This window comes from Pseudomonas sp. HP_12 (assembly GCF_055283955.1).
Genome location: NZ_JBTOQG010000005.1, coordinates 23,379 through 37,164, shown reverse-complemented (window position 1 = coordinate 37,164; position 13,786 = coordinate 23,379). Strand labels below are relative to the sequence as shown.

The 13,786-nt window shown below is 61.2% G+C and carries 13 protein-coding genes; 8 read left to right on the top strand and 5 right to left on the bottom strand.

The genetic code is table 11. The annotated features are described in order from the left end of the window. Nucleotides 1-19: 19 nt before the first annotated feature. From ACYASU_RS05560 to ACYASU_RS05550, 3 genes are all read left to right on the top strand, one after another. Nucleotides 20-1,375, top strand: coding sequence for a nucleobase:cation symporter-2 family protein (locus tag ACYASU_RS05560; RefSeq protein ID WP_463582188.1), 1,356 nt, complete (start codon nt 20-22; stop codon nt 1,373-1,375). Between the two features lie 358 nt (nt 1,376-1,733). Continuing rightward, nucleotides 1,734-2,522 carry an outer membrane protein OmpK gene (locus ACYASU_RS05555; protein ID WP_192174181.1) on the top strand — a complete coding sequence of 263 codons (789 nt, stop codon included), beginning with the start codon at nt 1,734-1,736 and terminating at the stop codon, nt 2,520-2,522. 210 nt (nt 2,523-2,732) lie between these two features. After that, nucleotides 2,733-3,491: a COG4705 family protein gene (locus ACYASU_RS05550; protein WP_192174180.1), complete on the top strand. Its 759-nt coding sequence runs from the start codon at nt 2,733-2,735 to the stop codon at nt 3,489-3,491. A 111-nt stretch (nt 3,492-3,602) separates the two neighbouring features. On the opposite strand, the gene ACYASU_RS05545 is transcribed toward ACYASU_RS05550, so the two are convergent. Then, nucleotides 3,603-3,827, bottom strand: coding sequence for a hypothetical protein (locus tag ACYASU_RS05545; RefSeq protein ID WP_065988731.1), 225 nt, complete (start codon nt 3,825-3,827; stop codon nt 3,603-3,605). A 239-nt stretch (nt 3,828-4,066) separates the two neighbouring features. On the opposite strand from ACYASU_RS05545, the gene ACYASU_RS05540 reads away from it, so the two are divergent. Next, nucleotides 4,067-4,675, top strand: a complete 609-nt coding sequence (locus tag ACYASU_RS05540; protein ID WP_192174179.1) for a TetR/AcrR family transcriptional regulator — start codon at nt 4,067-4,069, stop codon at nt 4,673-4,675. A gap of 3 nt (nt 4,676-4,678) precedes the next feature. On the opposite strand, the gene ACYASU_RS05535 is transcribed toward ACYASU_RS05540, so the two are convergent. Beyond that, nucleotides 4,679-5,077: a response regulator gene (locus ACYASU_RS05535; protein WP_192174178.1), complete on the bottom strand. Its 399-nt coding sequence runs from the start codon at nt 5,075-5,077 to the stop codon at nt 4,679-4,681. A 542-nt stretch (nt 5,078-5,619) separates the two neighbouring features. Between ACYASU_RS05535 and ACYASU_RS05530 the strand changes: the two genes are divergently transcribed. From ACYASU_RS05530 to ACYASU_RS05515, 4 genes are all read left to right on the top strand, one after another. Continuing rightward, nucleotides 5,620-7,251 (top strand): methyl-accepting chemotaxis protein, encoded by a 1,632-nt coding sequence (locus tag ACYASU_RS05530; protein ID WP_282372132.1) that lies wholly within the window; start codon nt 5,620-5,622, stop codon nt 7,249-7,251. Between the two features lie 632 nt (nt 7,252-7,883). After that, the gene (locus tag ACYASU_RS05525; protein ID WP_463582187.1) at nt 7,884-8,765 is read left to right on the top strand and encodes an urea transporter; all 882 of its coding nucleotides are present in this window, start codon (nt 7,884-7,886) and stop codon (nt 8,763-8,765) included. Between the two features lie 45 nt (nt 8,766-8,810). Next, nucleotides 8,811-9,677, top strand: a complete 867-nt coding sequence (locus ACYASU_RS05520; RefSeq protein ID WP_463582186.1) for an ion transporter — start codon at nt 8,811-8,813, stop codon at nt 9,675-9,677. 135 nt (nt 9,678-9,812) lie between these two features. Further along, nucleotides 9,813-10,814, top strand: a complete 1,002-nt coding sequence (locus ACYASU_RS05515; RefSeq protein ID WP_463582185.1) for a sulfate ABC transporter substrate-binding protein — start codon at nt 9,813-9,815, stop codon at nt 10,812-10,814. A gap of 688 nt (nt 10,815-11,502) precedes the next feature. On the opposite strand, the gene ACYASU_RS05510 is transcribed toward ACYASU_RS05515, so the two are convergent. From ACYASU_RS05510 to ACYASU_RS05500, 3 genes are read right to left on the bottom strand one after another with little or no spacing between them, the layout of a single operon-like run. Further along, the gene (locus tag ACYASU_RS05510; RefSeq protein ID WP_282372845.1) at nt 11,503-11,919 is read right to left on the bottom strand and encodes a hypothetical protein; all 417 of its coding nucleotides are present in this window, start codon (nt 11,917-11,919) and stop codon (nt 11,503-11,505) included. Between the two features lie 30 nt (nt 11,920-11,949). Then, complete coding sequence (gene ccmI, locus ACYASU_RS05505) at nt 11,950-13,155, bottom strand: c-type cytochrome biogenesis protein CcmI (RefSeq protein ID WP_463582184.1); 1,206 nt, start codon at nt 13,153-13,155, stop codon at nt 11,950-11,952. Then, complete coding sequence (locus ACYASU_RS05500; protein ID WP_463582272.1) at nt 13,152-13,622, bottom strand: cytochrome c-type biogenesis protein; 471 nt, start codon at nt 13,620-13,622, stop codon at nt 13,152-13,154. Before ACYASU_RS05500 ends, ccmI begins: the two co-directional genes overlap by 4 nt. Nucleotides 13,623-13,786 lie beyond the last annotated feature (164 nt).

Below are 13,786 nucleotides of genomic sequence, written 5' to 3'. Positions count from 1 at the left end.
AAAAACAATGAGGTGTTGCATGTCCGAGTCAACTCACGCGCGCATTCCTGCCGCGCCGCCACGACAGCCCCTGCCATTGCTGCAACTGATTCTGGTGGGCCTGCAACACGTCCTGTTGATGTACGGCGGTGCCGTTGCGGTGCCGCTGATCATCGGCCAGGCCGCCGGGCTTTCCCGGGAAGAAATCGCCTTTCTGATCAACGCCGACCTGCTGGTCGCCGGTATCGCCACGGTGGTGCAATCCCTGGGCATCGGTCCGCTGGGGATTCGCATGCCGATCATGATGGGCGCCAGCTTCGCCGCCGTCGGCAGCATGGTGGCGATGGCCGGGATGAGTGGCGTCGGCCTGCCGGGCATCTTCGGCGCGACCATCGCAGCGGGCTTCTTCGGCATTCTGATCGCGCCGTTCATGTCGAAAATCGTGCGCTTCTTCCCGCCGCTGGTGACCGGCACCGTGATCACTTCCATCGGCCTGTCGCTGTTCCCGGTGGCGGTCAACTGGGCCGGCGGCGGCAGCAAGGCGGTGAGCTTCGGCGACCCGGTCTACCTCGGTGTCGCCGCGCTGGTGTTGCTGACCATCCTGCTGATCAACCGCTTCATGCGCGGGTTCTGGGTCAACATCTCGGTGCTGATCGGCATGGGCCTGGGTTACATCCTCTCCGGCTTCATCGGCATGGTCGACCTCAGTGGTCTGGGTCAGGCCGAATGGCTGAAGGTGGTCACGCCCCTGCACTTCGGCCTGCCGCAATTCAGCCTCGCGCCGATCCTGTCGATGTGCCTGGTGGTGGTGATCATTTTTGTCGAATCGACAGGGATGTTCCTCGCGCTGGGCAAGATCACCGACCGCGAAGTCACGCCGGGCATGTTGCGCCGGGGGTTGCTGTGCGACGCGGCCGCCTCGTTTCTCGCGGGCTTTCTCAACACCTTCACCCATTCCTCGTTTGCGCAGAACATCGGCCTGGTGCAGATGACCGGCGTGCGCTGCCGCTCGGTGACCATCGTCGCGGGCGGGTTCCTCATCGTCCTCAGCCTGTTGCCCAAAGCGGCGTATCTGGTGGCCTCGATCCCGCCTGCCGTACTGGGCGGCGCGGCCATCGCGATGTTCGGCATGGTCGCCGCCACCGGGATCAAGATCCTCCAGGAAGCGGACATCTCCGACCGGCGCAACCAGCTGCTGGTCGCGGTGAGCATCGGCATGGGCCTGATACCCGTGGTGCGACCGGAGTTCTTCAGCCAGTTACCGCAATGGATGGGGCCGATCACCCACAGCGGCATCGCCATGGCGACACTGAGCGCGGTGTTGCTGAACCTGCTGTTCAATGTCCTCGGCGGTGCCGAGCGCGCGGCGATGGCCGGACCGCTGCATTCACACTGAGGGGTTGCCCTGTTTTCGACGGGAGTGCTCTGTGACAGAGCACTTGAGCACGGCTGCGCGAGTCAGTATCCTCCGCCGCCGCTCGAATTCAGTCCAATAACAACACTGCAACTAACCTGACTGACCGGACAACTCTCCGATCAGCCCGTGCATCTTCCAAACGGCATCGATAAATCGACCAATCGACTGTTATTTAAACAGCCGGCGGGGCTTTTTCGTCTTTTTTCAAGGTGTTGGCTCAGCTCTTGCTATCAACTCGAAGCTGACCAAACAGACAACTTAATCGATTAAAACCAAGGCGCCATAACAGAGCGTCAGTTCGCAAAAAACCACGACGTCAATCCAAGGGAGTATTTACATGAACCGCACGCTTTCCAGCCTGATGGCCGCAAGTAGCCTGCTTGCCGCCGCGCCGGCCATGTCGGGTGATCTGCTGCAGTGGCAGAGCAACAGCCTGACTTACCTCTACGGCAAGAACTTCGCCGTGAACCCTGAAAACCAGCAGACGTTCACCTACGAACATGCCGATGGCTGGAAATACGGCGATAACTTCGTCTTCCTCGATTACATCAACTACAACGGCAAGAAAGACGGCAGCCTGGGTAACGCATCGACGTACGGGGAGATTTCCCCGCGCCTGTCGATGGGCAAGATCTTCGATCAGAAATTTGAGTTCGGCCCTGTCACCGACGTGTTGCTGGCAACCACTTACGAGTTTGGCGAAGGCGATGTCGAGTCGTATCTCATCGGCCCGGGTTTTGATTTGAAGATCCCCGGCTTCGATTACTTCCAGCTGAACTTCTACAAGCGTTACAACGACGGCCACCGCGCCGGTTACGGCGCCTGGCAGATCACCCCGGTCTGGTCCTACACCATTCCAGTGGGCAAGTCCGACATTCTTATCGACGGTTTCATGGACTGGGTCGTGGACAACAAACAGTCCAACAGCAAAGGCGATTACCACTCCAACCTGCACTTCAACCCGCAGATCAAATACGACCTGGGCAAGGCGCTTAATCTTCCGGACCGGCAGTTGTACGTAGGCGTCGAGTACGACTACTGGAGCAACAAGTACGGGATCAATGACACGCGCTCTTTCGACACCGACCAGAACACCGCGAGTTTGCTGGTGAAAGTGTTCTTCTGATCGCTTCGGGATGGTGCTGGCAAGCGCCTTCGCAGGCCGTTGCCATCAGGCGTCCACAGCAGAATGCCCGGGGCCTTGGGCTCCGGGCAATTAATGCGCTTTTCATTTTCATGTGACCGATTTTTAACTTCCGCTCCGGGAAGATAGGCACCGTCGGCCACTGTCGGGCAGACACTCGAACCTCCCTGTCTGAACCACCCGGTAACCACAATGAACAAACTTCCGCAGATTACGCTCGCGTTCTGGGTCATGAAGATCTGTGCCACCACGTTAGGCGAAACAGCAGGCGACTTGCTGTCGATGACCCTCGACGTTGGCTATCTGATCAGTTCCCTTATCTTGATCAGCGTGTTTGTCGTCACGCTCATCACGCAACTGGCCTCCAAACGCTATAACCCGGCGCTGTACTGGTTGGTGATTCTTTCCACCAGCACCGCGGGCACCACCATGTCCGACTTCATGGACCGTACGCTGGGCCTCGGTTATGCAGCGGGTTCGGCCATTCTGGTGGCGATCCTGCTGGCGATCTTCTCGGCCTGGTACTGGAGCGAACGGTCGTTGTCAGTCAGCCGCGTCACCACGCTGAAAGCCGAGCTGTTCTACTGGTTCGCGATCCTGTTCTCGAACACCCTGGGCACGGCGCTGGGCGACTTCCTGGCGGATGACTCGGGATTGGGTTTCATGGGCGGGGCGTTGCTGATCGGCTCGGCGATTGCCGTGGTCGTGGTGCTTCACTACACCACCCGGTTGTCTTCGGTGGCGTTGTTCTGGATCGCCTTCGTGCTGACTCGTCCGTTCGGGGCGACGCTGGGCGACGTGCTGACCAAACCCCATGAAAAAGGCGGCCTGGACTTCGGGACGGTGGGTTCGTCGATGGTACTGCTGGGCATTCTGGTGCTGCTGGTGGGCGCCGCCATGTATTACAACCGCAAGCCCGCGCCGGCCTATGCGGTGATCAGCGACAAGTAAGGGCACGCTCCATCGAAGTAAGGCGCGCTTGCCTGGGACCGAAGCACTTCAACCCTCGCTACACAGGCTGAGGTTCAACGGGCTCAGGCAAACGCGGCCAGGGTCACCCCCTCAGGAATGCCCTTCCCACGGCAGCGGCTTGCCCGCTCGCACCCTCGCGTTCAGCGAGCGCAGCAGGTCGAGGGGATCACGGTCTTTCATCGCATGACTCTGCTCGTCGACCCAGGTCATGACCTGCTGCCGGTCGAGCGTCGGCCGGCGGTGCAGGATTTCCACCAGCTGACGCTCGCAATGCTGGGCATACGCAACGACGCTGGAAAACAATGGGCTGTTCATGCTGCCGACACCTCGCCACCGAATACGCGTTCAGCCTTGATAAGGCGCCAGTTTTGTTGCTTCCATTCCGCTACTGCTCCCGGTACAACCCGCCACACAATAGCATTGGCGCGCCGTCGCGCCAGTGACAAAGCCGGTGGACAAAGGGGATGTTGTTGCGCAGCCGAGGCAATGTTGAGCCTGCTGCGAGGCCGGTGCTAACATTCGCCACCGCCGAGCAGGCAAGGACATACCGGTTTATGAGCAGCATCCGCGAGCGCAACAAAGAACTGATCCTGCGCGCAGCCAGCGAAGAATTTGCCGATAAGGGATTCGCCGCCAGCAAGACCAGTGACATCGCCGCCAAGGCGGGTGTGCCCAAGCCCAACGTCTATTACTACTTCAAGTCCAAAGACAACCTGTATCGCGAGGTGCTCGAAAGCATCATCGAGCCGATCATGCAGGCGTCGACGCCGTTCAATCGCGAGGGTGTGCCGGCTGAAGTGCTGACGAGCTACATCCGCTCGAAGATCCGCATCTCCCGCGAGCTGCCCTTCGCTTCAAAGGTGTTCGCCAGCGAGATCATGCACGGCGCGCCGCATTTGACGCCCGAGCAGGTTGAGCAACTGAATGGACAGGCCCGGCATAACATCGAATGTATTCAGGGCTGGATCGATGACGGTCTGATCGCGCCGATCGACCCCCATCATCTGATGTTCAGCATCTGGGCCGCGACCCAGACCTATGCCGACTTCGACTGGCAGATTTCCACGGTGACGGGTAAAGCGACCCTGGACGACGCTGATTACGAAGCGGCCGCCCAGACCATCATCCGCCTGGTGCTCAAAGGGTGTGAGCCGGACCGCTGAAGGTCACTGGCTTTCTTCCTTGTCGTAGCCCAAGGCCCTGTTCACACCTTGCAAGAGCTGGCCGAAGCTCCAGGGCTTGCGGATGAACACGACTGGATGTACGACACCCGAGCTCTCGGGTGTCTCGTGACCTGACATGATCAGGATTGGGATCTGCGGATACTTGTTGCTCGACAGGTTCGCAAGGTCCGCACCGTTCAAGGTGCCCGGCATGAGGATATCGGTCAGGAGAAGCGCCACGTCGCCCGAGTTGCTTTCGAGGTACTTCGCCGCCTCGTCTGCAGTCTCCAGCGCATGGGTGGTAAAGCCTTCATCCTCGAGGATTTCGCAAACGAACTCGCGAATGATTTCCTCGTCCTCAACCACCAGAATGAGTCCCATGTTTGGTACGTCTGCTGCCATTTGCGCCACATCCACAATAATTATTTCCCATGCCTGCCCGGCCGGCCCTGTCCTGGACTCGGGTGTAGTCCGTACTGTGAGCGGCGCGAGCGCCGGAAATTCCATTGGGAAGCAACATTTGGTCGAAACGATGTGCAGATTCTGGAAATGAAACCGTACAAACGGGACTTTGCGGAATCGCAGGCAATAAAAAACCCGCCGAAGCGGGTTTGTGCAACACCGTCCAACTTCCTGTTGGCCGCCAATGCCTGGCAACGGTCGATCGTCCTTGATCCTGCAGCGGTCCGTTGCTGCAGTTGATGGATCCAATGTACCGCGACGAGGTGTTTCAACCTAGAGCCAAGTTCCTCAGGTCGTGTAAGCCTTTGGCTATACCTGTGTCAGTGACCTGCGCCCACACTCAGGTTTATACCGGTCAGGCCGAGATGCTTAATGACACCATGGCTTCCCTCCGCTGAGGGATGCGGGTCAATGGGCTGTCGTGCAAGCGGTTATAGAGCGGCCTGGCCGAACAAGAAGAATAAAGAAGCGGAGTGACGATCATGAATATGCGCAATCTTTCGATCAGCCGGCGCTTGTGGCTGATTCTCATCGTCGCCGTGGTGATGCTGTTCACGCTGGCGGCGGCGATGCTCAAACAGATCCACGACGATCTGTACGAAGCCAAAACCGTCAAGACCATGCACGTGGTGCAGACCGCCAGCGGCCTGCTCGATTACTACCATGGCCTGGAAACCGCCGGCACCCTGACCCGCGAGCAGGCCCAACAGCAGGCGATGGATGCCATTCGCGGGCTGCGCTACAACCAGACCGACTATTTCTGGATCAACGACCTGCGCCCGGTGATGATCATGCACCCGGCCAATCCCAAGCTGGTAGGCCAGGACCTGTCCGGCATCAAAGACCCGGACGGCTTCCAGGTCTTCAACGAGATGGTCACCCTGGCCAAGGCCAAAGGCGGGGGCATGGTCAATTACCGCTGGCCCAAGCCCGGCGCCACTGATGCGGTCGGCAAAACCTCGTACATCTCGCTGTTCGCGCCGTGGGGCTGGATCATCGGCTCCGGCGTTTACATCGATGACGTGCAGGCCGAGTTCTACAAGCAGGTGGTCAAGGCGCTGTCGATCAGTGCCGGCATCATTCTGGTCATGGCGCTGCTGTTGATTCTGATCGCACGCAGCATCGCCGGCCCGCTCAAGGCCACCGTCGAGGCGATGGCCAATATCGCCAGCGGCGAAAGCGACCTGACCCGCACCCTGGAAACCCAGGGCAACGACGAAGTCACGCAACTGGCCCGGCACTTCAATGCGTTCACCGCCAAGCTGCGGCGGGTGGTCAGTGAGCTGCAGTCGTCTGCGGTCGGCCTGGGTCAGGCGTCGAGTGAGCTGGGCAGCAACGCCATTCAGGCCCAGGAACGCAGCCAGCAGCAGTCGCTGCAGATGGAGCAGGTGGCCACGGCGGTCAATGAGGTCACTTATGGCGTGCAGGACGTGGCGAAGAACGCCGAGCACGCCGCCAGCGAGATGCGCAACGCCGAATCCCAGGCGCAGCAGGGTCAGGCCAACATCGACAGCAGCCTGAAGCAGATCGGGCACCTGTCCGGCACCATCGATCAGGCCGTGGAAGTGATTCGCACGCTGGCCAGCGAAAGCACGCAGATCGGCGGCGTGCTGGAGGTGATCAGTTCGATTGCCGAGCAGACCAACTTGCTTGCGCTCAACGCCGCCATCGAAGCCGCCCGCGCCGGTGATCAAGGCCGTGGCTTCGCCGTCGTCGCAGACGAAGTCCGCCTGCTGGCCCAGCGCACGCAGAAATCCACGGCGGAAATCCAGGCGATGATCGAGCGCCTGCAAGCCCATTCGGATGCGGCGGTGAAAGTCATCGCCGACAGCAGTCGTTCTTCGCAGCTGACCATCGAGCAGGCCAACCTGGCCGGCCAGAGCCTGACGTCGATCAGCCAGGCGCTGCGCAACCTCAACGGCCTGAACGCCTCCATCGCCAGTGCGACCCTTGAGCAATCCCACGTGGTGGAAGACATCAACCAGAACGTCACCCAGGCGGCGCAGTTGTCCCAGAGCACGGCGGTGGCGGCAGAACAGTCCAGCGCGGCGAGCAATCAGCTCAAGGGGTTGAGTGAACAGCTGAATGGGTTGTTGCGGCAGTTTCGGGTGTAACAACCAGATTGAGCTCCATAAGATTTGCGGTGTAACGACTGACGCTTTCCCGGCTAAAGCCGGTCCCACAGGGGTACGCGGTGTTTCCGTAGGACTGGCTTTAGCCGGGAAGAGGCCAGCCTGGGCACCCTCAATTTTGCGGTGTGACGCCTGGCGCTTTCCCGGCTAAAGCCAGTCCCACAGGGGTACGCGGTGTTTCCGTAGGACTGGCTTCAGCCGGGAAGAGGCCAGCTTGGGCACCCTCAATTTTGCGCTGTGGCGCCTGGCGCTTTCCCGGCTAAAGCCGGTCCCGCAGGGGTACGCGGTGTTAGTGGGACCGGCTTCAGCCGGGAAGAGGCCCGTTTTGACGCCATCAATTTTGCGCTGTGACGCCTGGCGCTTTCCCGGCTAAAGCCGGTCCCACAGGGGTACGCGGTGTTAGTGGGACCGGCTTCAGCCGGGAAGAGGCCCGTTTTGACGCCATCAATTTTGCGGTGTGGCGACTGACCCCTTCCCGGCTAAAGCCGGTCCTACAGAAATATACGGTGTGTCAGCTGGAGTGGCGATGAGAGAATGTAGCTCGCTTACAGCCTTGCTGAACTACGTACCTCAAGCCATTATGTATACAATAAATACAATTATTGAATACATAAATGCCGGCCCTCCTCGCCCCACCTCCCCACCATTGCCCCGACTGGGCCGAAGCCCTGCTCAACGGTTTCAGTCAGGTGCTCCTGCAACGCAGCCCCTTATGCGGTGTTTTCTGCCTGTTGGCGATTCTGATCAGCGCGCCCTCCTCCCTGGGCGCAGCGCTATTGGGCGCTGTCGCCGGTTTGCTCACGGCGCAACGGCGCGGCTACCCGAAAAGCAGGCGCCAAGACGGGCTTTATAGCTACAACGGCATTTTGCTCGGTCTGTTGATCGGCCCTCAGGTCGAATGGTCGCCACTGGTGCCGCTGCTGACCATTGCCTGCGGCGGGTTGAGCGCGATGCTCATGCACGCCTGGCTGGAGCGAACGCCGCGGGCGTCCTGCCTGAACGCCTACACCGCGCCCTTCGTGCTGTTTGGATGGTTGTTATTGATGTTTGTCGGGCCGACTTCAGTCGCTGTCGCAGACGTGAGTCCGATCCACGCGCTGCCGCTGGGTTTTGGTCAGGTCTTTCTGCTCGATCATCCGCTGGCCGGGGTGATGATCGGTGTCGGGCTGCTGATCGCCAATCGGCGCGCCGCGCTCTGGGCCTTTGTCGGTTGCCTCAGCGGCGTCACCTTCGTGCTGTGGCAGTCGCAGCCTGACTTGCCACTGCCCGCTCTGTGCGGCTACAACCCGGCGCTGGCCGGGCTGGCTTTCAGTCAGGCGCGGCACAAACCCTGGTTACCGGCGAGCGCCATTGGGCTGTCGATTCTGTTGCAGCCGGGGTTTGCAGCCATGGGGCTGGCGGCGCTCACCGCCCCGTTCATTCTGGCCTGCTGGCTGGTGCAGGCCAGCGCCCGGCTGCTGCGTCAGGCTATCGGTGATGACAGGTTGCGCTCCTGAGCGCTTTGTCCCACGCTCTGCCGACCTTGCACGCGGAACGACCCCATGGACAGCAACATCAGCTGGCGCGAACAGCTACGCATCATCATTTTTCAAAGTGACACCAAACCCGGCCGACGCTTCGACAAGATCCTGCTGGTGCTCATTCTCTGCAGCCTGCTCGTGGCGATCATCGACAGCATCGAGGCCGTTCACCGCAACTACGCTGCGCCCCTGGCCTGGATCGAGTGGACCTTCACCTTCATCTTCGCGGTCGAGTACCTGCTGCGCCTGTACTGCTCGCCCAAACCCCTCAAGTACGCCTTCAGCTTCTACGGCCTGATCGATTTGCTGGCGATCGTGCCGGGCATCCTGGCGATCTATTACAGCGACGCGCAATACCTGCTGATCGTGCGCGTGGTTCGGATGCTGCGGATCTTCCGCGTGCTCAAGCTCAGCCCTTATCTGAAACAGGCCAACTACCTGCTCGCCGCCCTGCGTGGCAGCAAGCAGAAGATCATTGTGTTCCTGGCGACCGTGTCGACGCTGGTGACGGTGTTCGGCACGTTGATGTACGTCGTCGAAGGGCCGGAGCACGGCTTCACCAGCATTCCCAAGGGCATCTATTGGGCGATCGTCACCCTCACCACGGTGGGCTTTGGCGACATTGTGCCGAAGACGCCGATCGGGCAAATCCTGTCGTCGCTGGTGATGATCACCGGTTACTCGATCATCGCCGTGCCCACCGGGATTTTCACCGCCGAACTGGCCAACGCCATGCGCGGCGATCAGCTGCAGCACAACTGCCCGGTGTGCGCCAAGAACGCCCATGAACCCAACGCGGCGTTCTGTTCGCGCTGCGGCAATGCGCTGTTTCCCAAGCTCGGCGCGATGGCCGCACCGGCGGACGCGCAACGGGACATAAGCACATGAGTTTTTGATCTATTGAGCCGCTGGGGACTTTGGTTATAGTCGCCAGCCATTGGCCATCTTGCCTGGTTATAACAACGGCTCTTCCAAGAGCGAATCACTAAACGCACCCCTGCTCAACGCCACAAGGAATCCACAGTGAAAAAGATCTTCGCCGCTTCCCTGCTCGCCGCAGGACTGGCTCTGGGCAGCGCTGCACAAGCCGCCGCGCCGTCGCTGCTGAACGTGTCGTATGACGTGATGCGCGACTTCTACAAGGACTACAACGCCGCGTTCCAGAAGCACTGGGAAGCTGAGCACAAAGAAAACGCGACGATTCAGATGTCCTTCGGCGGGTCGAGCAAGCAGGCGCGCTCTGTGATCGACGGCCTGCCTGCCGATGTCATCACCATGAACATGGCCACTGACATCAACGCGCTGGCCGACAACGGCGAGCTGGTGCCGAAGGACTGGGTCACCCGCCTGCCGAACAACAGCGCGCCGTTCACCTCGGCCACGGTGTTCATCGTGCGCAAGGGCAACCCGAAGGCGCTGAAGGACTGGCCGGACCTGGTCAAGGATGGCGTTGAAGTCGTGGTGCCGAACCCGAAAACCTCGGGCAACGGCCGCTACACCTACCTCTCGGCCTGGGGCTACACGCTGAAAAACGGCGGCGATGAAGCAGCGGCGAAGAAGTTCGTCGGCGAGCTGTTCAGCCACGTGCCCGTGCTCGACACCGGCGGCCGTGGCGCGACCACCACGTTCATGACCAACCACATCGGCGACGTGCTGGTGACTTTCGAAAACGAAGCGGAAATGATCGCCCGCGAGTTTGGTCGTGATCAGTTCGAAGTGGTCTACCCGAGCGTCTCCGCCGAAGCCGAACCGCCCGTCAGCGTCGTGGACAAAGTGGTCGACAAGAAAGGCACCCGCGCCGTGGCCGAGGAATACGTGAAGTACCTGTGGTCGCCAGAAGGCCAGGAAATCGCGGCCGCCAACTACCTGCGTCCACGGGACCCCGCAGTGCTGGCCAAATACACCGACCGCTTCCCGAAAGTGGACTTCCTGTCAGTGGAAAAAACCTTCGGCGACTGGCGCACCGTGCAGAAAACTCACTTCAATGACGGCGGCGTGTTTGATCAGATCTACCCGGGCAAGTAAGCAACGGACGATGCGAAAACGGCGACCTGAAGAGGTCGCCGTTTTTGTTTGGCTTGACCGGTGATTCACAGGGGAATGCAGAACGTGTGGGAGCGAGCTTGCTCGCGAATGCAGTGTGCCAGACAACACATAAGTCACAGACAGATCGTATTCGCGAGCAAGCTCACTCCCACATGAGCCAGGTTTGCCACGCGACATCTCGGCGACCTGAAGAGCCGCCGTTTTCATCTGCCTTGATGTCCGTCGTCTGCGGGACGCGGAGCGTCCAGGGCGGCGTTACCACGCGGAGCGTGGGAACGATCAGAACAGCTTCCCGGCTAAAGCCAGTCCCACTAACAGACCGCGCGCGCCCGTACGACCGGCTTCAGCCGGGAAGCCTTTGACCTGCTTTTGATCTTCGAACGCGACAGACCAGACGACACCCATCGCGACTTGGGTGCAGGCCGAACGTAGACGACGCGCAGTGGGCCGAGCGGCATGGATGCCGCGAGAGCGCCGTCAGGACATGGATGTCCGTTCGGCGCGGGCCCACGGAGCGTCGTCGAAGTGAGGGAACCCCGAGGTACGAGGGGCCAAACCAGGAGCAAGCACCCTTGGTTACTTGGGGTGCTTTTCCAAGTAACTCGCCGAAGGCGAAATGTCTGCCCTTAGGCAGAAGCTCTTGATCTTGATCTCGCCGAACCAGGCCTTAATTCCCGAACTGCTTGCTCAACCCCGGCGGCACGCCACTGGCATCGGTCTCCTGCCAAGGGCCGCTCGGCGAAGTCGACCAGGTCCAGCCGTTGTTCCAGCGGTAATACGTGCGCTGGCGATAAAACGTATTCGGCACATTATCCAGCACATGCACACCCAGGCGCGCATCCCAGTGACTGTTGCCACCCGGCGGCGGGGCGAAGTGCGAAGAAGTTTTCGGGCCCGGCGCCGGGATCGGCGTGGACGGCGGCGTCTCTGGCGCCGTCCGCGGGGTGCCGGGCTGCGGCGTCGGCGACGGGCCGGGGATGGTCGGGATCGGCTCGGAACTCTGTGGCCCCGGATGCTGCACCGCACAGGCTGCGGTCAATCCCACCACCAGACTCAACAAGGCAAAACGGGCGACGCGATACATAAGGGCTCTCTACTCGCTGCGTTAACGGGGTTACTGATCGGGGCTGTCGATGGTCAGGGCCTGCAGCGCCGTCACGTTGCTCGGCAACGGCTGGCTGCGACCGACCCATTCCCCCGCCGTGGGCTGACCGGCGCGGGACACCCGGGCCACCAGTTGGACTTCGGCGAAGTTCGACAGTTTCAGCTGCGGCATCATCGCGTCGTCGTCGGTCAGCTCGACCTCCACCGGCAAGTCGGCCACGGTCACGCGCTTGACCGCCAGCGGCGCCGGCGGGCCTGACACCGCACGGGCAAACACAAACACCGTGTCGCCCGGCTGAACCTTGGCTTTCAACGCTTCCGACAGCGTGACGCGCACCTTCAGACGGGCGCCCTGAACCGCCACCGGCTGGGTGTTTTCCAGCTTGCCCCCGCTTTGCACGACCTTGTCGCTGGCCCGTTTGATCCCGCCTTCCAGCGCCCCGCGGGACGGATCGTCCGGCGGCAAAACCGCCAGCAAGCGCGTCCAGTAATTCACCGCTTGATCAAACTGCTGGCTCTCGAAGGCGTTGATGCCCATCAGGCCCAGGCTGGTGACTTCCCTGGGGTCGAGCTTCAACGCTTCTTCGGCGATCCCTTGAATCTGCGGCGTCCAGGTTTTGTTGCCAGCGAAATACAGCGCCTGGGCCCACTGACCCAGCAGCTGCGGCTGACGCCCGGCCAGCTTGGCCGCGCGCTCGAACATCCGGGCGGCGTCGGCCGGGCGATCCTGGGCCATGTAGGTGCGCGCCAGGAAGTACGCGCTCTCGGCGGAATCCGGTTGCGCCTTGACCGCACGCTCCAGGCGCTCGGTCATCTGCGCCAGCGAAACCGGTGGCTGTGAGAACTCCCGGGTCAGCTCGACCTTGTCCGACGCGCCGAAATGCAGATACAGACCCAAGGCCAACACCGGTACCAGAATCGCCGCCAGCAACGGCAGCGGCTTGCCCAGGCGCGACACCCGCTCGGCACCCACGCCTTCGGTGTCGGCGAGCAATTCGCGCGCAGCCTCGGCACGACCGCCGTCCATCTGCGCGGCTGAAAGCACGCCCTCCTCCTGCTGCGCTTGCAGCTCGGCAATGCGCTCCTGATACAAGGCGACGTTGAGTGCGGTGCGATCTTCCTCAGTCTGTGCGCGACGGCCGCGCACCACGGGGATCAGCAGGAAACTCAGGGCCACCAGCAACAACAGGCCGGCGGCCATCCAGAAATCGATCATTCGCGGTTCTTATCCAGCAAGTGGGCGAGGCGCTGACGCTCCTCGTCGGAAAGCACGTCGGCGTCTTCGCGGCCGGAGCGGCGCCGGCGCACGACAATCACACCAATCAACACCGCGCCGCCTAGCAGCAGGCCGGCAGGACCGAACCAGAGCAGCCACGTGTGGCCATTGAGCTCGGGTTTGTAGCGCACGAACTCGCCGTAACGATCGACCATGAAATCGATGATCTGCTGATTGCTCTGGCCTTCGCCGAGCATGCGGTAGATCTCTTTGCGCAGGTCGGCGGCGATGGGCGCGTTGGAATCGGCGATGTCCTGATTCTGGCATTTCGGGCAGCGCAGCTCGCGGGTCAGCTCAGAGTAGCGGGCACGCTCGGCGTCGTCCTTGAAGGTGTAGGCATCAATCGCCGCCTGAGCCACACCTGCAAAGCCCAATGCCAATACCGCAGCAGCCGCCAGCCGCCGCACTCCCTTCAGCAGCAAGCCAGCAGACACACCCCCAATCCCCTGTGGGAGCGAGCTTGCTCGCGAAGAGGTCCTAACATTCAACACATCTCCATGGGCTGAACTTAAGCCTTCGCGAGCAAGGTGGATCGCCACCCCGGTCGCTCCCACAAAAGCTCCATCGCCGT